This window comes from Alphaproteobacteria bacterium (genome assembly GCA_041396705.1).
Taxonomy (GTDB): domain Bacteria; phylum Pseudomonadota; class Alphaproteobacteria; order CALKHQ01; family CALKHQ01; genus CALKHQ01.
Genome location: JAWKYB010000010.1, coordinates 192,064 through 215,128, shown reverse-complemented (window position 1 = coordinate 215,128; position 23,065 = coordinate 192,064). Strand labels below are relative to the sequence as shown.

The following is a 23,065-nucleotide window of genomic DNA, read 5'->3' as shown; positions in this document are numbered from 1 at the left end:
TTTTGGTTGCCGCCATCGGGGCATTGCGAAGGCACCGCCATGTGGTTCATTGCGCGAGCGTTCATCGTCGCCTGCGCCGGCATTTTCGCGCTGGCGGCCCCGCAGGCGCACGCACAGGAAAGCGGTCCCGGCGCCTATGTCGCGACGCTGGTCGGCGCCGCCACCGTGGTCGACGCGGCGGGCGAGCGGCCGCTCGCCGTCGGCGACGTGGTCGCGGCCGACGGCCGCATCCGCACCGGCGACGCGGCCCGCGTCATGCTGGTGCTGGACGACGGCACCCGGGTGGTGATCGGGCCCGAGACGGAAATCGCGCTGCAGCTGGTGGTCGGCAGCGGCGCCGGCGTCGACCGCGGCGACATCATCGAGCTGCTGCACGGCATCCTGCGGGTGCGCATCGGCGTGCCCGCCCCTGATTCCGACCTGCAGACAGTCTCCCCGACGGCCGTGGTGGCCGCACGGTCGACGGAATGGACCATGGACCATGCCGGCGACAGCACGGCCGTGCTGGTGCTGTCCGGCGTGGTCGCGGTCACCTCGACGGCGACCGGCGATGCGGTCGCCCTGTCGGCCGGCCTCGGCACCGACGTTCCGGCCGGCGGCGCACCGAGCGCGCCGCGGGAGTGGGGCGCGGCGCGCGCCGCCGACGCCCGCGCCCGCACCAGCATCGCCGGCGCACCGTAGCGGGCTTTCGGCGATGCACGGCCTGGCATTCCTCATCCGCTTCGCGGCGGTGCCCTTCCTGATCGTGGTCGCGGTCGCGACCGCGGCGGTCGGCTGGCGCGACAGCCCGTGGCTGCAGACCGTCGAAGGCCAGTTCCTGGACCTGCTGTTCCAGGTGCGCGGCCCGCGGGTGCCGCACAGCGACGTGATGATCATCGCCATCGACGACCGCTCGGTCGAACATTTCGGCGGCTGGCCGCTCGAGCGGACGGTGCTGGCCGACCTGGTCGGGCGGCTGAACGCCGTCGGCGCCTCCGCCATCGGCCTCGACCTGCTGCTGGTCGACCGGCGTGCCGCCCCCGACGGCGGCCTGACGGCCGGCGACCGGGCGCTGGTGGACGCCGTGGCCGGGTCGCGCGGCGTGGTCCTGCCCTTTGCGGTGACCGGCCAGGCCGTTCCCGGCGGCGTTGCCAGCGACGAAGCGATCCGGCGTTCCGCCTATCTCAGCTATGTGCAGGGGCCGGACAGCGCCGCCGGCCATGCCGTGCCGACCGGAACCGTGCTGGCGCCGTTCGCGGAGCTTGCCGCCGTCAGCGCGGTCGGCAGCGTCGCGGTGCCGCTGGAGGCCGACGGCGCGGTCAGGCGCTGGTCGCCCGTCGCCGCCTATGGCGACCGGCGCTATCCGGCGATGGCGGTCGAGCTGGCGCGCAGCTATCTGGCGCTGCCGCCGGCCGACATGCTGTGGATCGAGGGCCGCGGCCTCGGTTTCGACGGCCGGCTGGCGGCGACCGACAGCGGCGGCCGGCTGGCGCTCAACAGCTACGGCCCGTCCGGCAGCTTCCGCACCGTGTCGCTGGTCGACTTCATGTCGGGCCGGGTCCCCGCGCACACCGCGCGCAACCGCATCGTCCTGATCGGCGCCACCGCCACCGGGGTCGGCGATACCTACCTGACCGCCTTCGACAGCCAGATGCCCGGCGTGGAGCTGGTCGCGTCGATGACCGAAAACCTGCTGCACGGCGAGGGGCTCGCCCGCACGCCGCAGACCATGGGGCTGTCGATCGGGCTGATGGCGCTGTTCGTCGCGATCACCGCGGCGATGGTGGCGATCCGGTTGCCGGGTGTGCTGCTGGCCGGCATCGGGTTGGTGCTCACCGGCTGGGCCGCGGTGGTCTATGTCGCCTTCGCCGCCTTCGACCTGTGGCTGGACGCGGTGCCGGTGGCGGTGGCGATCCTGGCCACCGGCCTATGGGCGGTCACCGCCCGGCTGGCGCGCGACCGGCGCGAGCGGCGGGCCGACGCCAGGCGCAGCCAGGCGCTGGCCCGCTTCGTCGCGCCAGCGCTGGCCGAGCGCCTGGCCAACCGCGACACGTCGCTGATCGAGGTGCACGAGGCGACCGCCGCGGTGATGTTCGTCGACCTGGTCGGCTTCACCGAGGCGACCGAATCGATCGCCGCCGCGGACACGCTGCCGCTGCTGTCGCGCTTCTACCGGCTGGTCGAGGCGGCGACCGAGGCGCATGACGGCATCGTCGACAAGTTCATCGGCGACGGCGCGATGGTGCTGTTCGGCATCGGCGAAGGCAGCGCGGCCACCGCCGCGGCGGACGCGGTGCGCTGCGCGCTGCGGATGATCGCGGATTTCGGTGCGCCGGGCGCCGATGCGTGGCTGGCAGGCGGGCGGCCGCTGCACCTGTCGATCGGCATCCACCACGGCACAGTGGCGCTGGCCGAGATCGGTGGCGCGCGGCAGGTCCAGTTCACCGCCACCGGCGACACGGTCAACGTCGCGGCGCGGCTGGAGGAGCTGACCCGCGAGCTGGGCTCGCCGCTGGTGGTCTCCGCCGATGCGGTGGCTGCGGCACAGCCCGGTATCGACCCGGCGCTGCTGCGGCGCTTCGCGCCGCTGCCGCCGCTCCAGCTGCGCGGCAGGAGCCGGCCGCTGGCGGCCTGCGTGTTGCGGCCGGCCGCCGGCGTGCGCGCCGTCGCCTGAGCCTCAGCGCCGTACGGCGACGACCAGCAGCCGCGGCTCGCCGACCGCATAGGGGTTGCCGTCCAGATCGGCCTCCATCGCGGCCACCTCGAAGCCGGCGCCGGCGAGCATCGCCGCGATCTCGCCGCTGGTGAAGATCCAGTGGTCGAGCCGTGCGCTCTGCCGCGCGCCGTCGCGGATGAAGTGGTACTGGCTCTGCAGCCGGCTCTCGGCGACGCGGTAGTCGTGTTCGACCGCCATGACGATGTCGCCGACCGGCGCCCACAGCCGTTCGGCCAGATTGGGCAGCACCGATTCGGCCGCCATCTCGGTGTCGACGACGAAGCGCGCGCCGCTGCGCAGGGCCGTGGCGACGGCGGCGAAAAAGCCGGCGGTCGCACGCCGGTCGAGATAGCCCAGCGCGTTACCGACGCAGAAGGCGGCGTCGAACGCGCCCCGCTCCGGCACCACCGCCGCCATGTCGGCCATGTCGCCTTGCCGCCATTCGCAGCCGGCCGCGCGCGGTGCATCGGCCAGCATCGCCGGCGACGCGTCGACGCCGACCACCCGCAGCCCGGCCCGGGCCAGCCTGGCGGCCAGGCGGCCGTCGCCGCAGGGGACGTCGAGCACGCGCGCGCCGCGGCGCAGCGCCAGGCGGCTGCGCAGATAGCCGGCCTCGGCGGCGAGGACGTCGTCGGTTCGCGCCAGCCGCCAGGCCTCGGCGGCAAGGCCGGTGAAGAATGCGCTGCTGTCGTGCGCCATGCAGGCGTTCTAGCCGCGACCGCGAACCGCGTACAAGGCCATCGCCTTTGCCGGCAGCCTGGGCTATCGAACGGCGGCCGGCCCGACCGGGCCGCAGACCGGGAACCCGCATGACGTCATCCCAGCCAGCCGCAGCAGGCAAGCCGGCGGTCGCGCGGCCGCCCCGCGACGCGGCCGCGTTGGCGATGGGCGTCGCCTTCGCGCTGATGTGGAGCTCGGCCTTCACCTCGGCCAAGATCGCGCTGGCCGACGCCCCGCCGCTGCTGCTGCTGACCGCCCGCTTCCTGCTGTCCGGCCTGATCGCGGTCGCCATCGGCCTCGCGCTCGGCCAGCGGCCGCCGCGCCGGGCGGCGCAATGGGGGCGTCTGGTGCTGCTCGGGCTGTGCCAGAACAGCGTCTATCTGGGCCTGTTCTTCATCGCCATGACCACGATCCCGGCCGGACTGGCCGCGATTATCGCCAGCGCGATGCCGCTGCTGGTGGCCGCCTTCGGGCCGCTGGTCTCGCCGGAACGGATCGGCGCCGGCGGGTTGGCCGGACTGCTGCTCGGCTTCGGCGGCGTGGTCGCGATCATGGCCGACCGGCTCGGCGGCAACGCCGACCCGCTCGGCATCGGCCTGTGCCTGATCGGCGTCACCGCGCTGGCGGCGGCGACGCTGCTGGTGCGCCACGGCAACATGGGTACCGGGCTGTTCATGATGGTCGGGCTGCAGATGCTGGTCGGCGGCGCGGCGCTGGCGCCGTTCGCCTTCGCCGGCGAACGCTTCGACCAGATCGTTCCGACCTGGTCGCTGGCCGCGGCCTTCGCCTATACCACACTGGTGCCCGGCGTGATCGCCACCTGGCTGTGGTTCGCGCTGATCGGGCGGATCGGCGCCGCCCGCGCCAGCGCCTTCCACTTCCTCAATCCCGGCTTCGGCGTCGCCGTCGCCTGGCTGCTGCTGGCCGAGCCGATCGGCCTGATCGACGTGCTCGGGGTCGCCGTGGTCGCAGCCGGCATCCTGCTGGTCCAGCTCAGCCGTGCCGGCGCGGCCGCGCGGCCGCCCGCTCAGGACCAGTAGCCGGCGAAGCCGAGCGCGTCGTGCAGGCGCCGCTCGAACGGCCGGCCGAGGTCCTTCAGGCTGTTCAGCGTCGGGCTGTCCTTGATCGCCTGCCTGGTCAGCGGCATCGCGATGGTCTTTTCCAGGTGATCGATGCCGCGGATCCAGTCGACGGACAGCACCACCACGCGCTCGCCCAGCCAGCCCGCGGTGTCGACCGCCAGATAGCGCACCCGCCACGGCTCGACTCCGACGATCACGTCGTCGACGGTGCCGATGTGGCCGTCGCTGGCGGTGATGTCGTAGCCGCGGATCGCCGCACCGCTGCGCAGGTGCGGGTCGCCGCGCTCCGCCGCCGCGGCGATGTCGGCCTCGAAACTGGACAGCGGCTCGTCGTCGCCGAGCCGCGGCATGGACAGCAGCGGCAGGTAGGGCGGCAGCGCCCGCGTCGTGTCGCGGCTGATGAATGGCGGCAGGCCGCCGTGCCCGTGCCGCTGCGACACCGTCTCGTGCGACGACGCCGACGGCGCGTCCTTGATCTCGTCGCGCGTCAGCCTGACCGGCAGGATCTCCTTGTCGGGATCGGGCGCGCCGATCACGTCGGCATTCAGCAGGACGTCGCGGCCGAAGAACCAGAATCCGCTGTTCGCCACCAGATAGCGAACCGACCAGTCGCTGTCGTCGAAATAGAGGTCCTTGACCGAGCCGAGGTCGCCGTCGGTCGCATGCAGGGCATAGGTCTGCAGATCCGTGAGGGCGTGAAGCATGTTTCCCGTTCCCTTCCGTGGTTGCGACACCAACACACAGATTGGGAGCCGGGTTCCGGATTCCGCCGGGGCGGTGTGTCACAGGCGCGGACCGGGACCCCGGCCCGCGCCTATCGCCGCGGCTACCGCGTCAGCGGCTTGTACTTGATGCGGTGCGGCTGGTCGGCCTCGGCGCCGAGCCGGCGCTTCTTGTCGACCTCGTAGTCCTGGAAGTTGCCCTCGAACCACTCGACATGGCTGTCGCCCTCGAACGCCAGCATGTGGGTGGCGATGCGGTCGAGGAACCAGCGGTCGTGGCTGATCACCACCGCGCAGCCGGCATAGGCCAGCAGGGCCTCCTCCAGCGCGCGCAGGGTGTCGACGTCCAGGTCGTTGGTCGGCTCGTCGAGCAGCAGCAGGTTGGCGCCGGATTTCAGCATCTTGGCCAGGTGTACGCGATTGCGTTCGCCGCCCGACAGCTGGCCGACCCGCTTCTGCTGGTCGGCGCCGCGGAAGTTGAAGCCGCCGACATAGGCCCGGCTCTGCACCGTCTTCTTGCCCAGCTCGATCACGTCGAGGCCGTTGGAGATCTCCTCCCACACGGTCTTGTCGGCGTTGAGGCTGTCGCGGCTCTGGTCGACGAACGCCATCTTCACCGTGTCGCCGACGCGGATCGCGCCGCCGTCCGGCTTGTCCTGGCCGGTGATCATGCGGAACAGCGTGGTCTTGCCGGCGCCGTTCGGGCCGATCACGCCGACGATGCCGCCCGGCGGCAGCTTGAACGACAAATCGTCGATCAGCAGCTTGTCGCCGAACGCCTTGGACAGATGATCGGCCTCGATCACCACCTCGCCCAGCCGCGGGCCCGGCGGAATGGTGATCTGCTGGCGCTCCGGCGCCTGTTCCTGCGCCTGGGCCAGCAGCGATTCATAGGCGGTGATGCGCGCCTTGCTCTTGGCCTGGCGGGCACGCGGCGACTGGCGGATCCAGTCCAGTTCCTCGCTCAGCACCCGCTGGCGCGACTGCTCCTGCTTCTCCTCCTGGGCCAGCCGCTTCTGCTTCTGCTCCAGCCAGCCGGAGTAGTTGCCCTCGTAGGGGATGCCGCGGCCGCGGTCGAGCTCCAGGATCCAGCCGGCGACGTTGTCGAGGAAATAGCGGTCGTGGGTCACCGCCACCACGGTGCCCGGATATTCCTCCAGGTGCCGCTCCAGCCAGGCCACCGATTCGGCGTCGAGGTGGTTGGTCGGCTCGTCGAGCAGCAGCAGGTCGGGCTTCTCCAGCAGCAGCCGGCACAGCGCCACCCGGCGGCGCTCGCCGCCCGACAGGTTGGTCACCGGCGATTCGCCCGGCGGACAGCGCAGCGCGTCCATCGCGATCTCGACCTTGCGGTCCAGGTCCCAGGCGTCGGCCGCGTCGATCTTCTCCTGCAGCTCGGCCTGCTCGGCGATCAGGTCGTTCATCTCGTCGTCGGTCAGCTCCTCGGCGAAGCGCATGCTGACCTCGTTGAAGCGGTCGACCAGCGCCTTCAGCGGCGCCAGCGCGTCCATCACGTTCTCGGCGACGGTCTTGGCCGCGTCGAGCTCGGGCTCCTGCGCCAGATAGCCGACGGTGGCCTGCTTGGCGGCGAAGGCCTCGCCGGTGAAGCCCTTGTCGAGCCCGGCCATGATCTTCAGCAGGGTCGACTTGCCGGCGCCGTTCAGGCCGAGCACGCCGATCTTGGCGCCCGGCAGGAAGCTCAGCCAGATGTCCTTCAGCACCTCCTTGCCGCCCGGGTAGGCCTTGCCCAGGCCTTTCATCACATAGACGTACTGATAGGACGCCACGGCGCACTCCTCTGCGGTTTTTGGGCTTGGGGACGGTTGCGGCGGCTGGGTTCTAGCCCAGGGGCGGCGGTGGCGCAACGTTGCGCCGCGACCGGCGGCGGCCGCATGGAACCGTCGCGCTTACATGGGTATGCGGCGCGGCCGCTACAACATCTTGCCCGGATTCATCAGCCCCTGCGGGTCGATGGCGGCCTTGACCGCACGCAGCAGGTCCAGCGTCTCCGGCGGGTGATAGCGCACCAGCTCGGCCTTCTTCAGCGCGCCGACGCCGTGCTCGGCGCTGAAGCTGCCGCCGAGCCGGTGGACCAGGTCGTGCACCAGTCCGTTGATCCGCTTGGCCTCGGCCAGGAAGGCGGCCAGATCGCCGCCGGCCGGCTGGCTGAGATTGAAGTGGATGTTGCCGTCGCCGAGGTGGCCGAACGGGGTGACGCGCACGCCCGGCAACTCAGCCTCGGCCAGCGCCGTCGCCTCCTGCAGGAAGCGCGGCACCGCCGAGATCGCCACCGAGACATCGTGCTTGATGGTGGCACCGGCCTTGCGCGTCGCCTCCGGGATCGTCTCGCGCAGCCGCCACAGCGCCAGCGCCTGGGCATCGCTGGCCGCGATGGTGCCGTCGAGGATCTCGTCGGCGCCGAAGCCCTGCTCGAACGCGGCCTCGGCCAGGTCGCGCAGGCCGGCCTCGGCGCGCGAGCTGGTCAGCTCGCACAGCACATAGTGGTCGTAGCGCTGCTCCAGCGGGTCGGCGGTGCCGTCGACATGGGCCAGTACCATGTCGATACAGCCGCGCTGGATGTATTCGAAGCTGGTCACGCTCTCGCCGGTGGCCGCGCGCATTCGCGCCAGCAGCGCCAGCGCCGCCTGCGGCGACGGCACCGCCAGCCAGCACACGCACCGGTCCTTCGGCGCCGGGAACAGCTTCAGCACCGCCGCGGTGACGATGCCGAGCGTGCCCTCGGCACCGATGAACAGCTGCTTCAGGTCGTAGCCGGTGTTGTTCTTGCGCAGCCGGTTGAGGCCGTTCCACACCCGGCCGTCGGGCAGCACCACCTCCAGGCCGAGCACGAGGTCGCGGGTGTTGCCGTAGCGCAGCACCTGGGTGCCGCCGGCATTGGTCGACAGGTTGCCGCCGATCTGGCAGCTGCCCTCGGCGCCGAGGCTGAGCGGGAACAGCCGGTCGACCTCGGCCGCGGCCGCCTGCACCGCGACCAGCACGCAGCCGGCCTCGACCACCATGGTGTTGTCCAGCGGGTCGACCGCGCGGATGCGGTTCATCCGCTCCAGCGACAGCACCACCTGGCTGCCGTCGGCGCTGGGCGTCGCCCCGCCGACATAGCCGGTGTTGCCGCCCTGCGGCACGATGCCGATGCCGTGCGCGGCGCACAGCGCCACCGCCCGCGCCACCGCCGCCGTCGAATCGGGGCGCAGCACCAGCGGCGCAGCGCCGTGGAACAGGTCGCGCTCGTCGGTCAGATAGCGCGCGGTCTCAGCCGGCGCATCCAGCCAGCCTTTGGCACCGACGGCATCCTTCAGGGCCCGGATCGCATCGGCAGGGGGTGAAATCGCGTCCATGGCGGCAACATCCGCCGGGAGCCCGGCCGTGGTCAACGCTCGAAGCGGGCGATCAGCTCGACGTGGTGCGACCAGCCGAACTGGTCGACCGGCTGCACTTCGACAAGGCGATAGCCGCCGTCGACCAGCGTGCGGGCGTCGCGGGCGAAGCTGGGCGGATAGCACGAGGCCATCACCACCCGCGCCGGGCCGTAGCTGGCCAGCACGGCGCACTGCCGGGTGGCACCGGCGCGCGGCGGATCGAGCAGCAGCCCGTCCAGCTTCTTCATCTCGTCGCGCTGCAGCGGCCGGATCTCCAGGTCGCGGCGCGCCACCGTCAGCCGCCCGGTAAGCTGGGCGGCACGGGCGGCGGCATCCAGCGCGGCAGCCATTTCCTGCGATCCCTCGTAGGCGACCACCGTCGCGCCGCGAACCAGCGGGAACGCGAAGGTGCCGCAGCCGGCATAGAGATCGGCGACGTGCCCGGCGCCGTCGAGCCAGGCGGTGGCACAAGCCACCATCGCCGCCTCGCCAGCGGCGGTCGCCTGCAGGAAGGCGCCGGGCGGCGGCTGCACCGGCACCCCGCCCATCGCGATCGTCGGCACGCGGCGCAGCGCGACGGGTTCGGCCGGCTCGCGCTCGCGCGGCTGCCAGGCGACGCGGGCGAGGTCGCAACGCTCGGCGAGCTCGGTCAGCGCCATGCGGGCGTCGAGCGACAGCGCCCGCGGACCGACCAGCAGCAGGTCGATGCCGTTGTCGAGCCGGCTGGCCGTCGCGTCGGCAGTCTCGTGCGCGGACAGCACCGCGCGCAGGGCCTCGCGCAGCGGCTGCGCCAGCGCGAACAGCGCCGGGTCGACCTGCGGGCAGACCTGGATGTCGACGAGCCGCTTGCCGCGACGCTGGTGGTAGCCAAGCAGCACGTGCCCGCCGTGCAGCATCAGCGCGGACCAGGACGCGCGCCGCCTTCCGCCGCCGCCGGCGCCGACCGGCGCGGCCACCGGCGCCTCCAGCCCGGCCCGGGCCAGCGCCTCGACGATCGTCTGCCGCCGCCAGTCGGCGATCGGTCCGGGAGCCGCGTGCTGCAGGGCGCAGCCGCCGCAGGCGGCGAAATGCCGGCAGGGTGGCGCCACGCGGTCGGGCGACGGCGCAACGGCCGCGCACAGCTCGGACAGTGCCACGCCGCCGCGCCGCCCGACGAGACGCACGGCGACCCGCTCGCCGGGCAGCGCGAACGGCACGATCAGCGGCGCACCGGCATGGCTCGCCACCCCGTCGCCGAGCGCGCCCAGCCGCTCGACCACGACCTCGACGGTGTCAGCCATCGCCGCGCCGCGCCGCGATCAGGAACTCGCGGTTGCCCTCCGGTCCGGTGATCGGGCTCTCGGCGATATCGATCACCGTCCAGCCCGGCAACCCATCGAACCACGCCCGGATGTCGTCGCACGCCGCCTGGTGCAGCGCGGGATCGCGGACCACCCCGCCCTTGCCCAGCCGGTCGCGGCCGACCTCGAACTGCGGCTTGATCAGCGCCACCGCCCAGCCGCCGGGCCGGACCAATGCCAGCGCCGCCGGCAGCACCGTCTTCAGGCCGATGAAGCTGGCGTCGCACACCACCGCGTCGACCGGCTCCGGCACCTGCGCCGCGGTCAACGTGCGCGCGTTGGTGCGGTCGAGCACCGCCACCCGCGGGTCCGACTGAAGCTTCCAGGCGAGCTGGCCGTGGCCGACATCGACGGCATAGACCCGCGCCGCACCGTGCGACAGCAGTACGTCGGTGAAGCCGCCGGTGGACGCGCCGACGTCGATCGCGACCAGCCCGGCCGGGTCGAGGCGGAAGCGGTCGAGCGCATGGGCGAGCTTCAGCCCGCCGCGCGAGACCCAGGGATGGTCGCGGCCGCGTACCTCCAGCGGCGCCTCGTCCTTCACCGGCTGGCCGGGCTTCTCCACCCGTGCCTCGCCCTGGAACACCTTGCCGGCCATGATCAGGGCCTGGGCCCGGGCGCGGCTCTCGACCAGCCCGCGCTCGACCAGGGCCACGTCGGCGCGACGGCGTCGGGCGGCGGTCATCCGTGGTCGACCCGCGCGAACCAGCGACCGACGCGGTCCGGCTGCGTCTCGCGGTTGAAGCGGTGCAGCAGGATCGCGGCCACCACCGAGAGCCCGGCCGCCAGCCCCAGCCAGACGCCGGTGCCCTCCAGCCCGAGGCCGAAGGCGAGCAGCGCCGAAGCCGGCATGCCGACCAGCCAGTAGCCGATGCCGGCCACCACCATCGGCACCCGTGTGTCCTTGAGGCCGCGCAGCACGTGCTGGCCGATCACCTGGGCACCGTCGAACACCTGGAACAGGGCGGCGATGGCGAAGAAGCCGACCGCCAGCGCGATCACGTCGGCGTTGGCCGGATCGGCACGGTCGAGATAGGCGCCGGCGAGGATCTCCGGGATGGCGAGGAACAGGATCGCCATCGCCGCCATGAAGCCGCAGGCGACGCCATAGGCGACGAAGCCGGCGCGGCGCAGGCCGGCGCGATCGTGCCTGCCGGCCGCGTGGCCGACCCGGATCACCGCCGCCTGGGCGACGCCCAGCGGCACCATGAAGCTGATCGCGGCGCACTGGATCGCGATCTGGTGGGCGGCGATGGCATCGTCGCCGATGATCCCCATGAAGTAGACCGCGGCCGAGAACATCAGCGCTTCCATCAGGATCGAGCCGCCGATCGGCAGGCCGACGGCGAACACCTGGCGCAGCCGGACCATGTCGGCCTTCCACCAGCGCACCAGGATGCCGTAGCGGCGGAAGCCGCGGTCGCGGACGACATAGAGCAGCAGCCCGCCGAACATCAGCCACTCCGTGATCACGGTGCTGACGCCGGCGCCGACCAGGCCGAGGTCGGGCAGGCCGAACTCGCCGAACATCAGCCCGTAATTGAGCAGGCCGTTGAGCGGGATGCTGACCGCCATCGCCACCAGCGCCGGCGTCGGCCGGTTCAGCGCGGCGCAGAAGCAGCGCAGGACGACATAGCCCAGCGCCGGCGGCAGCGCCGCCAGCAGCGCCACCATGTAGGGCTGGCCCAGCGCGACAATGACCGGATCCTGGCCGAGCAGGCGGGCGATCGGCCCGAACCAGGCCAGGATCAGCCAGACCGGCAGACAGACGATCAGCGCGGCATAGAGGCCCTGGCGGGTGTAGCGGCGCACGTCCCGCCGCCGGTTGGCGCCGAGCGCCTGGGCGGCGAGCGGCGCCACCGCCGAGCAGACGCCGAGCCCGAGCAGGAAGAAGGCGTAGAAGGTGTGGCCGGTCAGCGCGCCGGCGGCGAGCTCGTCCTTGCCGAGCCAGCCCATCATCACGACATCGGTGGTCTGGATCGCGATCTGCGACAGCTGGGTCAGCACCAGCGGCACGGCAAGCCACACCGTTGCCCGCAGCTCGACGAGCCACGGCGAACGCGCAGGCATCTGGGCCCGGCCAACGGCCGGCCGCACGGTGGTCTCTGGTGTGGGCATGGCTCCGCACTATGCCTACTTTGCGGGCAGGGTGGAATCGGATTCTCCCGCCGCCGCTGCGCCGTGATACGGGTCGTGCGCCGCCCCCTTCCGGCGACGCGATCGCGGCAGCGACGGAGCCCGAATGCCATGAACGAAAAGTCCCCGCAGGACACCCCCGCCGACGACCCCTATCTCTGGCTCGAGGAGATCGAGGGCGCGCGGGCGCTGGAGTGGGTGCGCGCCCGCAATGCGGAGAGCCTGAAGGTCCTGGAGGGCGATCCGCGCTTTGCCCCCATCCATGCCGACGCCCGCGCCATCCATACCGCCGACGACCGCATCCCCTACGGCCAGCCCCGTGCCGGCACGGTGCACGGGTTCTGGCGCGACCGCGACCACGTGCGCGGGCTGCTGCGGCGGACCAGCCTGGCCAGCTACCGCGCGCCGAAGACCGCATGGGAGGTGGTGCTCGACCTCGACGCGCTCGCCGTGGCCGAGGGCGAGAACTGGGTCTATGCCGGACGGGCGTTCCTGCCGCCGGACCGGTCGCGCTGCCTCGTCTTCCTGTCCCGTGGCGGCGGCGACGCCGTGGTGATGCGCGAGTTCGACTTGGCGACCAAGGCTTTCGTCGACGACGGTTTCGCGCTGCCCGAGGCGAAGCAGAGCGCCGCATGGCTCGATCCCGACACCCTGCTGGTGCAGACCGGCAACGGCGGCGGACCGCTCAACACGGCGGGGTATCCGCGCACGGTGCGGCTGTGGCGGCGCGGCACGCCGATCGCGGATGCGCCGCTGGTCTACGAGGCGCCCGAGACCGACGCCCTGCTCGGCAGCCATGTCGAGCACCGCCCCGACGGCACCCATGCCTTCATCCTGCGCCGGCCGGACTTCTTTCACGAACAGGTCTTCCTCGTCGACCGCGACGGGCAGGCGACCCCCTGCCCCTGCCGGACGACATCGACTTCCGCGGGGTCTTCGCCGGCCGGCTGCTGGCGCTGCTGCGGTCGCCCTGGGCCGTCGACGGCGCGCACTTGCCGGCCGGCGCGGCGATCTCGCTCGACATCGCCGCGACGGTGGCTGCAACGGCGCCGCGGGCCGTGCGGCTGATCGCGACGCCGCCGCCGCGCGGCGCCATCCAGGGGATGGCGACCACCCGCGACCGTGTGCTCGTGCAGGTGCTCGACCTGGTCAAGAGCCGCATCGCGGTGGCGCAGCCGGACGGCGACGGCTGGCGGTTGCAGCCGCTGGGACTGCCGGAGCATGGCAGCGTCGCCGTGGTCGGCGCCGACGACCACACCGACACCGCGCTGCTGAACTACGAGGATTTCCTGACGCCGACGACGCTGTACCTGGCCGACGGGGCGGCGGCACCGGCGCCGATCAAGCGGCTGCCGGCCCACATCGACGCCGAGCCCTATGTCAGCGAGCAGAGGATCGCGACGAGCGCGGACGGCACCGAGGTGCCATACTTCCTGCTGCGCGCCAGGGACGCCCGGCCGGACGGGGACGTGCCGACCATCCTCTACGGCTACGGCGGCTTCGAAGTCTCGCTGACGCCGGGCTATGTCGGCCCGGACCGGAAGGCGTGGCTGGAGCGCGGCGGCGCCTATGCCATCGCCAACATCCGCGGCGGCGGCGAATTCGGACCCGCGTGGCACGACGCCGCGCTGAAGGCCAACCGCCAGCGCGCCTTCGACGACTTCTATGCCGTTGCCGAGCACCTGGTCGCCAGCGGGTTGACGCGGCCGCGGCGGCTCGGCATCTACGGCGGCTCCAACGGCGGGCTGCTGGTCGGCGCCGCGGTGACGCAGCGGCCGGCGCTGTTCGGCGCCGCAGTATGCGCGGTGCCGCTGCTCGACATGCTGCGCTACCACAAGCTGTTGGCCGGCGCCTCGTGGATCGGCGAATACGGCGACCCCGACATTCCCGAGGAGCGCGCGTTCATCGCCCGCTACTCGCCCTATCAGAACGTCCCGGTCGACGGACCGATGCCGAAGCTGTTCTTCTGGACCTCGACCCGCGACGACCGCGTGCACCCCGGCCACGCCCGCAAGATGGCCGCCAAGCTGCTAGAGCAGGGCCGCGACGTGCTCTATTACGAGAATACCGAGGGCGGCCACAGCGCCGCCGCCGACCTGCTCCAGCTGGCCCGCCGCGACGCGCTGTCGACCGTGTTCTTTCTCAGGGCGCTGGCGGACCGGGCGGAATAGGGCGCGGATCGAACCCCACGGTCCTTCCCGTCATTGCGAGCCGCCGCAGGCGGCGCGGCAATCCGGAAGGATGGCGCCACAGCGGAGACGCCCGGTGGATTGCCGCGTCGGCGCGCTCCTCGCAATGATGGAAGAAGGGACGAGCAGGGCGCTCACGCCCGCGCCGGGCGTTCCGCCGTCGCCTCGTCGCGGCCCAGGGCCGACAGCGCCGTGGCGACGATGGCCGGCGCGTCGAGGCCGGCCTCGGCGAGCTGGTCGGCCGGCTTGCCGTGGTCGACGAGGCGGTCCGGCAGGGTCATCGGCCGGAACCTGAGGCCGCGGTCGAACCGGCCGGCCCGGGCCAGGTGGTGGGCGACGATGGCGCCGAAGCCGCCGGCCGCACCTTCCTCCACCGTCACCAGCACGTCGTGCTCGGCCGCCAGCCGGTCGACCAGCGCACCGTCCAGCGGCTTGGCGAAACGCGCGTCGGCCACCGTGGGCTTCAGGCCGTGCTGGGCGAGGCCGTCGGCCGCCTCCAGGCAGCGGGCGAGGCAGGTTCCGTAGCTGAGCAGGGCGACGCCGGCGCCCTCGCGCACCACCCGTCCCCTGCCGATCTCCAGCACGCCGCCGAGGTCGGGCATGTCCACGCCGACGCCTTCGCCGCGCGGGAAGCGCACCGCGCTCGGCCGGTCGTCGATCGCGATCATGGTCGCGACCATGTGCTTCAGCTCGGCCTCGTCCGCCGCGGCCATCAGCACGAAATCGGGCAGGCAGCCGAGATAGGCGATGTCGTAGGCGCCGCAGTGGGTGGCGCCGTCGGCGCCGACCAGGCCGGCGCGGTCGATGGCGAAGCGCACCGGCAGACGCTGGATCGCCACGTCGTGGACGATCTGGTCGTAGGCGCGCTGCAGGAAGGTGGAATAGATCGCCACCACCGGCTTCAGCCCGGCGCAGGCGAGGCCGGCGGCGAAGGTCACCGCATGCTGCTCGGCAATCCCGACGTCGAAGGTGCGCTTCGGGAAGCGCTCGGCGAACAGATTGAGGCCGGTGCCCGACGGCATCGCCGCGGTGACGGCAACGATGGATTCGTCCCGTTCGGCCTGGGCGATCAGCTCGCGGGCGAAGACGGAGGTGTAGCTCGGCGCGTTCGGCTTGGCCTTGACCTGGGCGCCGGTGACCACGTCGAAACGGGCGACGCCGTGATACTTGTCGTCGCTTTCCTCCGCCGGGGCATAGCCCTTGCCCTTCTGGGTGACGACATGCACCAGCACCGGTCGGCGTTGAGCCGACTCTTTCAGATTTCCGAACACCGACAGCAGGTGGTCGAGGTCGTGCCCGTCGACCGGGCCGATGTAGTAGAAGCCCAGTTCCTCGAACAGGGTGCCGCCGGCGATGAAGCCGCGGGCGAACTCCTCCGCCCGCGCCGCCGCTTTCTCGAACGGCTCCGGGAAGCGCCGCGCCATGCGCTTGGCGATGTCGCGAAGCGTGCGATACGGGTTCGACGAGATCAGCCGCGACAGATAGCTGCTCATCGCGCCGACCGGCGGGGCGATCGACATGTCGTTGTCGTTCAGCACCACGATCAGCCCGGTGTCGAGCGCGCCGGCGTTGTTCATCGCCTCATAGGCCATGCCGGCGCTCATCGCGCCGTCGCCGATCACCGCGATCACCCGGTTGCGCCCGCCGCGCAGGTCGCGGGCGACGGCAAAACCGAGGCCGGCCGAGATCTAGGTCGAGCTGTGGGCGGCGCCGAAGGGGTCGTAGGGGCTTTCCGTCCGCCGGGTGAAGCCGGACAGCCCGCCGCCCTGGCGCAGGGTGCGGATGCGGTCGCGCCGCCCGGTCAGGATCTTGTGCGGATAGGCCTGGTGGCCGACGTCCCAGATCAGGGTGTCGTCGGGCGTGTCGAACACATAGTGCAACGCGACGGTCAGCTCGACCACGCCGAGGCCGGCACCGAGATGACCGCCGGTGTGGGAGACGGCGTCGATGGTCTCCGCCCGCAGCTCGTCGGCCAGCTGGCGCAGGTCCTCCGGCCCCAGCCGGCGCAGGTCGGCCGGCAGCTTCACCGTGTCGAGCAGTGGCGTGCGGCTGGCCCGCCGTGTCATCGCAATGCCCCTCTTCCCGGCCCTAGTGGTCGCGCGTTACCGCGAAACGGGCGGCGTCGCGCAGCAGGTCGGCGCGCGGCCCGAATGCGGCCAGCGCATCGCAGGCCTGGCCGACCAGACGCTGCGCCTCGACGCGCGCGCCGTCAACGCCAAGCCGTGTGACGAATGTGGCCTTGGCGCGGTCGAAGTCGAGGCCGGCACCCTTGCCGGTCCGCGTCGTGTCGCCGGTGGCGTCGAGCAGGTCGTCGGCGACCTGGAACGCCCGGCCCAGCGCCGCGGCATAGGCGACGACCGCCGCGCGCCCGGCCGGCTCCGCCCGGCCGAGGATCGCGCCGGCTTCGCAGGCGAAGCCGATCAGCGCACCGGTCTTGCGCGCCTGCAGGTCGCTGAGCTCGTCGAGATCCAGCGCCGCGCCTTCGGCAGCCAGGTCGATCATCTGGCCGCCGACCATGCCGAGCGGCCCGACCGCCGCGGCGAGTGTCGCCACCAGGTCGGCGCGCACCGAAGGGTCCGCCACCGGCGCCGGCGCGGCCAGCAGCGCGAAGGCCTGGGTCAGCAAGGCGTCGCCGGCCAGGATCGCCGTCGCCTCGTCGAAGGCGACGTGGCAACTCGGCCGGCCGCGGCGCAGCGCCGCGTCGTCCATTGCCGGCAGGTCGTCATGCACCAGCGAGTAGCAGTGCACCATCTCGACCGCCGCGGCGGTGCGCAGGGCAGCGGCCGGATCGGCGCCGAACAGGCGGCCGGTCTCCAGCACCAGGAAGGGCCGCAGCCGCTTGCCGCCTGCCATGGCGGCGTAGCGCATCGCCGCGAACAGGCGGCCGATGCGCCCGTCCCCCGCCGGCAGGCAGCGCTCCAGTTCGCCCTCGACCTCCGTCGCGGCGCCGGCCAGTGCCGCCTGGAATGCCGCCAAGTGCGTCAGCCCAGGTCCGCCGGTTCCGCCCGGGCGCTGCCGTCGGCGGCTAGGCTGATCCGCTCCACCTTCGCCTCCGCCTCGCGCAGCTTAGCCTCGCAATGGCGCTTCAGCAGCACGCCGCGCTCATAGGCGCCGATCGACTCGTCGAGCGACCCCTCGCCGGCCTCCAGCCGCTTCACCACTGCCTCCAGCGCGGCAAGCGCGTCCTCGAACGACATCGCGGCGATGTCCGCCGGCAGGGCGTCGCGGTCGGCGTTGTCAGCCATGGGCTTCCTCTCGGTCGTCGTGGCGGGCCTCGGCGGCGGCCATCAGCCGCTCGACGTGGCAGGCGGCCGAATCGGCGAGGGCGGCCAACTCATAGCCGCCTTCCAGCAGCGAGACCACCCGGCCGCCGCAGCTTTCGTCCGCCGCCGCGCACAGCGCGTCGGTGACCCAGCCGAAGTCGTCGCTTTCCAGCCGCAGGCCGGCCAGCGGATCGGCCCGATGCGCGTCGAAGCCGGCCGAGATCAGCACCAGATCGGGGCCGAAGCGGCTCAGCGCCGGCAGGATGCGGCGGTCGAACGCCCGCTTGACGGCGTCGCCGCCGGCACCGGCCGGCAGCGGCGCGTTGACGACGTTGCCGACCCCGGTTTCCTCCTCGGCCCCCGTGCCCGGATACAGCGGCCACTGGTGGGTGGAGGCGTAGAACAGGTGGCGGTCGTCCTGGAACATCGCCTGGGTGCCGTTGCCGTGATGGACGTCGAAGTCGATCACCGCGACCCGGTCGAGGCCGTGCACGGTCCTTGCATGCAGCGCACCGATGGCGACCGAATTGAACAGGCAGAAGCCCATCGGCCGGGCCGGCTCGGCATGATGGCCCGGCGGACGCACGGCGCAGAACGCATTGTCGGCCTCGCCGGCCACGACGGCGTCGATCGCGGCACAGACGGCGCCGGCGGCACGCAACGCGGCCTCGCCGCTGCCGGGCGAGACCACGGTGTCGGCATCGAGCGCCGCCAGGTCGTCGGTCGGCAGCGCCGCCAGCAGCGCATCGACGAAGGCGCGCGGATGGGCCAGGGCGACATCGTCCAGATCCGCCACCGGCGCCTCGCGCCGGTCGAGCCCGTCGAAGCCCGCGCCGGCCAGCGCCCCCAGCACCGCGCGCAGCCGATCGGGCCGCTCGACATGGTGCCCGCCGGTGTCGTGCGCCAGGCAGGCGGAATGGCTGTAGAGCAATGTCGGCATGGCCGCTATCCTATGCGCCCTCCCCTTCCAGTGGCGACAAAAAACCCTGATCTGGTCCCCAAGGCATGATATGTCGTGCCGGCAACCGGAGAGCGAGACCTTGGACGTGACAATCGCGCGGGTTCCCGATATCGGCTTTGCGCGACGGCTCGTGCTGGCCGCCTGCGCGGCGGCCGCTGTCGGCCTTTCCGGCGCCGGCCCCGCGACCGCCCAGGGCCCCGCCCTGGTGGTCACCGATCCGGTGGTGCAGCAGGAGATGGCGCAGACCACGCCGGTGCTTGGCCGCCTGGTCTCCCGCCAGATCAGCGAGATCGCGGCACGCGTGGCCGGCCCGGTCGACGAGGTCGTCGTCGACGTCGGCAGCCGCGTGCAGACCGGCGATGCGCTGGTCACGCTGAACACCGGCCGGCTCGGCCTCGCGCTCGACCTGGCCGCGGCCGACGTCGCCGACCACGAGGCCTCGCTCAGTGCGGCGCGGTCGGAACAGAACCGCGCCCAGCAGGACCTGAACCGGCTGGCCAACCTGCGCAACTCCGCCGCCTTCAACCAGGCGTCCTACGACACCCAGGCGATGGTCGCGGCGGCGGCCGAGGCCGCGGTGCGCCGGGCCCAGGCCCTGCTCGACCGCGCCAACGCCAGCCTGGAGCAGGCGACCCTGGATTTCGGCGACGCCACCATCACCGCGCCGTTCCCCGGCGTGGTGGCGGAACGCTTCGTCGCCGCCGGCGACTATGTCAGCGTCGGCCAGAGCGTGCTGCGGCTGGTCAACGACCGCGAGCTCGAACTCGAGGCCGACGTGCCGACCGAGCGGCTGACCGGCCTCGGCCTGGGCACCGAGGTCAGCTTCACCCTGGACGACGGCACGCGCCACAGCGCGGTGGTGCGCGCCGTCGTGCCGGAGGAAAACCCGCTGACCCGCACCCGCCGGGTGCGCTTCGCACCCACGTTCGGCGAGGTGGTCAAGCCGCTGGCGGCCAACCAGAGTGCTACCGTCTATGTGCCGCAGGGCCCGCAGGAGATGGTGGTCACCGTGGCCAAGGACGCGGTGATCGCCGGGCCCAGCGGCACCATCGTCTATGTCGTCCTGGACGGCACCGCCCAGTTGCGCCCCGTGCAGCTCGGCAGCGCGATCGGCGACCGCTTCCAGGTGCTGGCCGGGCTCGCCGTCGGCGACCAGGCCGTGGTGCGCGGCAACGAGCGGCTGCAGCCGGGCCAGCCGGTGATGGCGGCCGGCGGCCCGCCGCCGGGCGCGATGCCCGAAGGCGGCGCGCCGGGAGGCGAAGGCGCACCGGCGGGCGGCGACGATGCGCCGCCGGCGGAGGGCGGGCCGCCAGTTGAGGGCGAGCCGCCCTCCGACGGCGCCTGATCGCGCGCCGGGGCCCGCGGCCATGAACCTGATCCACGTCTCCATCGCCCGGCCGATCGCCGTGATCGCAGCGGTGCTGATGGTGCTGCTGTTCGGCTACATGGGCCTGGTCACCATTCCGATCCAGCTTGCGCCGGACGTGCGCGAGCCGGTGATCACGGTCACCACCTTCTGGCCCGGCGCCGCACCGGCCGAGGTCGAGCGCGAGATCGTCAACAAGCAGGAGGAGGCGCTGAAGGGCGTCGAGGGCCTGCAGCGGATGCTGAGCTCGTCGCGCAGCAGCCAGGCCGAGATCACGCTGGAATTCGCCATCGGCCAGGACATGGACCGGGCGCTGCTGCTGGTCTCCAACCGGCTGGACCGGGTCACCGGCTATCCCGACGAGGCGTCCGAGCCCACGCTGGCGACCTCCGGCGCCAACGACAACGCCATCGCCTGGTTCGTGCTCAACCGGCTGCCGGGTAACGAGCAGCCGATGCACACCTACGGCGATCTGGTCGACGACGTCATCGCCGACCGGCTGCTGCGCATCGACGGCGTCGCCACGGTGAATGCCTATGGCGGCACCGAGCGCGAGATGCAGGTGATCGTCGATCCGATCCGTCTGTCGCAATACCGGCTGACGGTAAGCCAGGTCGCCGCAGCGCTGCGCGCCGCCAACGCCTCGATCTCCGCCGGCGACGTCGACGAGGGCAAGCGCAGCTACACCGTGCGCACCGAGGGCTCGCTCAGCGACCCGGATCAGGTCCGCGCGGTGCTGGTGCGCAGCGAGGAGGACGCGGTCGGCGGCATCGGCCGCGTCACCATCGGCGACATCGCCGAGGTGCGCTTCGCCTACAAGGACCCGGACGCGCTGATCAGCTATTTCGGCGAGCCGGCGATCGCCATGAACACGGTGCGCGATTCCGGCGCCAACGTGATCGAGACGATGGAGGAGGTGCGCGCCGTCGTCGCGGAGCTGAACCAGACGGTGCTGCCCGGCGAAGGCCTGCAGCTGACCCAGGTCTACGACGAGACGGTCTACATCGATTCGGCGATCGAGCTGGTCAACCAGAACATCGTCTACGGCGGCCTGCTCGCCGCCGGCATCCTGCTGCTGTTCCTGCGCTCGTGGCGGGCCACGCTGGTGGTCTCGCTGTCGATTCCGGTGTCGGTGATCGGCTCGTTCGTCGCGATGGCGGTGCTGGGCCGCACGTTGAACGTGATCTCGCTGGCCGGCATCGCCTTTGCCGTCGGCATGGTGGTCGACGCCGCCATCGTGGTGCTGGAAAACATCTACCGCCTGCGCCAGGAGGGGCTGTCGCGGTCGGAGGCGGCCTACAAGGGCGCCGCCCAGGTCTGGGGCGCCGTGCTGGTCTCCGCACTGACCACGGTGATGGTGTTCATCCCGATCCTCAGCATGGAGCTTGAGGTCGGCCAGCTGTTCCGCGACATCGCGGTCGCCATCTCGGTGTCGGTGCTGCTGTCGCTGCTGGTGTCGATCACCGTGATCCCGGCGCTGGCCAACAAGCTGCTGACCCACGCGCCGACCGACGACGAGATCATGCGGCTGCCGATCGTCGACGACTTCGGCCGCGGCTTCGTGCGTCTGACCACCGGATTCGCGCGCAGCGTGGTCAAGTCGAAGATGCTGGCGCTGGTCTCGGTCGGCGCAATCGTCGCCGGCGCCTGCGCTTTCGTCTACCTGCTGCGCTCGGACCTCGACTATCTGCCGACCGGCAACCAGAACTTCGTGTTCGGGATCGTGCTGCCGCCGCCCGGCTACAATTTGGAGACCAACGCCGCGATCACGCGTCGGGTCGAGGATGCCACCCGTCCGCTCTGGCGCACCGTCAGCGGGCCGGAGGAGACGGATGAAGGCGTTCCGAAATTCGACGGCTTCTTCACCGTCGCACTGAAATCGCAGGCCTTCATCGGCGGCGCCGCGGTCGAGCTCGACCGGGCCGGCGAGCTGATTCCGCCGATGCAGGGCGCGGTGTTCGCCGAGCCGGGCACCTTCGGCTTCTTCTTCCAACCGTCGCTGTTCGGCCGCGGGCTCGGCGGCGGCCGCAGCATCGACCTCGACATCTCCGGCAACGAGCTGGAGACGATCATCGGCGTGGCGCAGCGTGCCTTCGGCGCCACCATGGGCGTGCTGCCGTTCACCGAAGGCAACCAGACCCGCCCGCTGCCCGACCTGACCCTCGGCGCGCCGGAAGTGCGCCTCTATCCGGACCGCCTGCGGCTGGCCGACAACGGCGTCTCCGCGGTCGAACTGGGCCAGACCGTCGACGCCTTCAACGACGGGCTGCGCGCCGACGAGATCACCGTCGGCAGCGACCGGATCGACCTGACGCTGAAGGGCGCCATCGGCGAGGCGGAAAGCACCCAGGACATCGGCGCGCTGCCGCTGGTGACCGCGTCCGGCGACATCGTGCCGGTGGGCTCGGTCGCCGACGTGGTGCTGACCGCCGGCCCGACCGAGATCCGCCACCTGGAGCAGAGCCGGACGATCACGCTGCAGATCACCCCGTCGCCCGACATGCCGCTGGAGACCGCCATCGACCTGCTGAACGAGCAGGTCGTCGGCGGCGTCGAGGGCCAGGGCGTGCCGCCGGAGATCAAGTTCTCCCTGTCCGGCACCGCCGACAAGCTGGCGCAAACCTGGGACGCCATGGTGCTCGACCTGCTGATCGCGGTGGTGATCGTCTATCTGGTGATGGCGGTGCTGTTCGAGAGCTTCGTCTATCCGCTGATCATCATGCTGTCGGTGCCGATCGCGGCGGCGGGCGGGCTGCTGGGCCTGCAGGTGCTGAACATCTATCAGGACCAGAAGCTGGACATGCTGACCATGCTCGGCTTCGTCATCCTGATCGGCATCGTCGTCAACAACGCGATCCTGCTGGTGCACCAGACCCTGTACAACATCCGCACCGAGGGCATGTCGCCAGAGGCGGCGATCGCCCACGCCACCCGCAACCGCATCCGCCCGATCTTCATGTCGACCCTGACCAGCGTGTTCGGCATGCTGCCGCTGGTGCTGTTCCCCGGCGCCGGCTCCGAGCTCTATCGCGGGCTGGGCTCCGTCGTGGTCGGCGGGCTGACGCTGTCGGCCGTGCTGACCCTCGCCATCGTGCCGCCGCTGATGTCGCTGTTCGTCGCCACCATCGAGGGGCGCGGCCGCAGCGACGCCCAGCCGACCGGCCGCAGCGAAGCGCCCAGACCCGGCAAGAGCGAGGTCGCTGCGGCCGCGGAGTGA

General features: G+C 72.0%; 17 protein-coding genes and 1 pseudogene. 7 read left to right on the top strand and 11 right to left on the bottom strand.

Going from position 1 to position 23,065, the window contains the following annotated elements:
* The first annotated feature begins 39 nt into the window (after positions 1 to 39).
* Both R3F55_15940 and R3F55_15935 read left to right on the top strand, forming a co-directional pair.
* Positions 40 to 681 carry a FecR domain-containing protein gene (locus R3F55_15940; protein MEZ5668897.1) on the top strand — a complete coding sequence of 214 codons (642 nt, stop codon included), beginning with the start codon at positions 40 to 42 and terminating at the stop codon, positions 679 to 681.
* A gap of 13 nt (positions 682 to 694) precedes the next feature.
* Positions 695 to 2,653, top strand: coding sequence for an adenylate/guanylate cyclase domain-containing protein (locus R3F55_15935; protein ID MEZ5668896.1), 1,959 nt, complete (start codon positions 695 to 697; stop codon positions 2,651 to 2,653).
* A gap of 3 nt (positions 2,654 to 2,656) precedes the next feature.
* On the opposite strand, the gene R3F55_15930 is transcribed toward R3F55_15935, so the two are convergent.
* Positions 2,657 to 3,394, bottom strand: coding sequence for a class I SAM-dependent methyltransferase (locus R3F55_15930; protein MEZ5668895.1), 738 nt, complete (start codon positions 3,392 to 3,394; stop codon positions 2,657 to 2,659).
* Between the two features lie 185 nt (positions 3,395 to 3,579).
* Here R3F55_15930 and R3F55_15925 point away from each other — a divergent pair, with 185 nt between their 5' ends.
* Positions 3,580 to 4,455 (top strand): DMT family transporter, encoded by an 876-nt coding sequence (locus tag R3F55_15925; protein ID MEZ5668894.1) that lies wholly within the window; start codon positions 3,580 to 3,582, stop codon positions 4,453 to 4,455.
* Here the strand turns inward: R3F55_15925 and R3F55_15920 are convergent.
* From R3F55_15920 to R3F55_15895, 6 genes are all read right to left on the bottom strand, one after another.
* Positions 4,443 to 5,201 (bottom strand): PRC-barrel domain-containing protein, encoded by a 759-nt coding sequence (locus R3F55_15920; GenBank protein MEZ5668893.1) that lies wholly within the window; start codon positions 5,199 to 5,201, stop codon positions 4,443 to 4,445. The two genes, R3F55_15925 and R3F55_15920, sit on opposite strands and share 13 nt — an antisense overlap.
* 122 nt (positions 5,202 to 5,323) lie before the next feature.
* Positions 5,324 to 7,003, bottom strand: a complete 1,680-nt coding sequence (ettA, locus tag R3F55_15915) for an energy-dependent translational throttle protein EttA (GenBank protein ID MEZ5668892.1) — start codon at positions 7,001 to 7,003, stop codon at positions 5,324 to 5,326.
* 144 nt (positions 7,004 to 7,147) lie between these two features.
* A complete protein-coding gene (locus R3F55_15910; protein MEZ5668891.1) occupies positions 7,148 to 8,572 on the bottom strand; it encodes an FAD-binding oxidoreductase in 1,425 nt (474 codons plus the stop codon).
* A gap of 32 nt (positions 8,573 to 8,604) precedes the next feature.
* Positions 8,605 to 9,873, bottom strand: a complete 1,269-nt coding sequence (locus tag R3F55_15905; GenBank protein ID MEZ5668890.1) for a class I SAM-dependent RNA methyltransferase — start codon at positions 9,871 to 9,873, stop codon at positions 8,605 to 8,607.
* Entirely contained in the window at positions 9,866 to 10,618 is a 753-nt protein-coding gene (locus R3F55_15900; GenBank protein ID MEZ5668889.1) for a TlyA family RNA methyltransferase, read from the bottom strand. Before R3F55_15900 ends, R3F55_15905 begins: the two co-directional genes overlap by 8 nt.
* Entirely contained in the window at positions 10,615 to 12,003 is a 1,389-nt protein-coding gene (locus R3F55_15895) for an MATE family efflux transporter (protein MEZ5668888.1), read from the bottom strand. The genes R3F55_15900 and R3F55_15895 overlap by 4 nt, the downstream gene beginning before the upstream one ends.
* A gap of 177 nt (positions 12,004 to 12,180) precedes the next feature.
* On the opposite strand from R3F55_15895, the gene R3F55_15890 reads away from it, so the two are divergent.
* Positions 12,181 to 13,137 carry a hypothetical protein gene (locus R3F55_15890; GenBank protein MEZ5668887.1) on the top strand — a complete coding sequence of 319 codons (957 nt, stop codon included), beginning with the start codon at positions 12,181 to 12,183 and terminating at the stop codon, positions 13,135 to 13,137.
* A complete protein-coding gene (locus R3F55_15885; protein MEZ5668886.1) occupies positions 13,062 to 14,240 on the top strand; it encodes a prolyl oligopeptidase family serine peptidase in 1,179 nt (392 codons plus the stop codon). Before R3F55_15890 ends, R3F55_15885 begins: the two co-directional genes overlap by 76 nt.
* Positions 14,241 to 14,392: 152 nt before the next feature.
* Here R3F55_15885 and dxs read toward each other — a convergent pair.
* The 4 genes and pseudogenes from dxs to R3F55_15865 all read right to left on the bottom strand — a co-directional run bounded on the left by dxs (position 14,393) and on the right by R3F55_15865 (position 18,461).
* Positions 14,393 to 16,324: pseudogene (gene dxs / locus R3F55_15880) on the bottom strand (1-deoxy-D-xylulose-5-phosphate synthase).
* 22 nt (positions 16,325 to 16,346) lie between these two features.
* Entirely contained in the window at positions 16,347 to 17,234 is an 888-nt protein-coding gene (locus tag R3F55_15875) for a polyprenyl synthetase family protein (protein ID MEZ5668885.1), read from the bottom strand.
* 5 nt (positions 17,235 to 17,239) lie between these two features.
* Positions 17,240 to 17,503, bottom strand: a complete 264-nt coding sequence (locus R3F55_15870; GenBank protein ID MEZ5668884.1) for an exodeoxyribonuclease VII small subunit — start codon at positions 17,501 to 17,503, stop codon at positions 17,240 to 17,242.
* A complete protein-coding gene (locus R3F55_15865) occupies positions 17,496 to 18,461 on the bottom strand; it encodes a histone deacetylase family protein (GenBank protein ID MEZ5668883.1) in 966 nt (321 codons plus the stop codon). Before R3F55_15865 ends, R3F55_15870 begins: the two co-directional genes overlap by 8 nt.
* 106 nt (positions 18,462 to 18,567) lie before the next feature.
* Between R3F55_15865 and R3F55_15860 the strand changes: the two genes are divergently transcribed.
* Complete coding sequence (locus tag R3F55_15860) at positions 18,568 to 19,827, top strand: efflux RND transporter periplasmic adaptor subunit (protein MEZ5668882.1); 1,260 nt, start codon at positions 18,568 to 18,570, stop codon at positions 19,825 to 19,827.
* A 22-nt stretch (positions 19,828 to 19,849) separates the two neighbouring features.
* Complete coding sequence (locus R3F55_15855) at positions 19,850 to 23,065, top strand: efflux RND transporter permease subunit (GenBank protein MEZ5668881.1); 3,216 nt, start codon at positions 19,850 to 19,852, stop codon at positions 23,063 to 23,065.

Coding starts and splice junctions, on each gene's coding strand:
- R3F55_15940 (MEZ5668897.1), top strand. CDS start 40: ATGTGGTTCATTGCGCGAGCGTTCATCGTCGCCTGCGCCGGCATTTTC.
- R3F55_15935 (MEZ5668896.1), top strand. CDS start 695: ATGCACGGCCTGGCATTCCTCATCCGCTTCGCGGCGGTGCCCTTCCTG.
- R3F55_15930 (MEZ5668895.1), bottom strand. CDS start 3,394: ATGGCGCACGACAGCAGCGCATTCTTCACCGGCCTTGCCGCCGAGGCC.
- R3F55_15925 (MEZ5668894.1), top strand. CDS start 3,580: ATGGGCGTCGCCTTCGCGCTGATGTGGAGCTCGGCCTTCACCTCGGCC.
- R3F55_15920 (MEZ5668893.1), bottom strand. CDS start 5,201: ATGCTTCACGCCCTCACGGATCTGCAGACCTATGCCCTGCATGCGACC.
- R3F55_15910 (MEZ5668891.1), bottom strand. CDS start 8,572: ATGGACGCGATTTCACCCCCTGCCGATGCGATCCGGGCCCTGAAGGAT.
- R3F55_15905 (MEZ5668890.1), bottom strand. CDS start 9,873: ATGGCTGACACCGTCGAGGTCGTGGTCGAGCGGCTGGGCGCGCTCGGC.
- R3F55_15900 (MEZ5668889.1), bottom strand. CDS start 10,618: ATGACCGCCGCCCGACGCCGTCGCGCCGACGTGGCCCTGGTCGAGCGC.
- R3F55_15895 (MEZ5668888.1), bottom strand. CDS start 12,003: ATGCCTGCGCGTTCGCCGTGGCTCGTCGAGCTGCGGGCAACGGTGTGG.
- R3F55_15890 (MEZ5668887.1), top strand. CDS start 12,181: ATGAACGAAAAGTCCCCGCAGGACACCCCCGCCGACGACCCCTATCTC.
- R3F55_15870 (MEZ5668884.1), bottom strand. CDS start 17,503: ATGGCTGACAACGCCGACCGCGACGCCCTGCCGGCGGACATCGCCGCG.
- R3F55_15865 (MEZ5668883.1), bottom strand. CDS start 18,461: ATGCCGACATTGCTCTACAGCCATTCCGCCTGCCTGGCGCACGACACC.
- R3F55_15855 (MEZ5668881.1), top strand. CDS start 19,850: ATGAACCTGATCCACGTCTCCATCGCCCGGCCGATCGCCGTGATCGCA.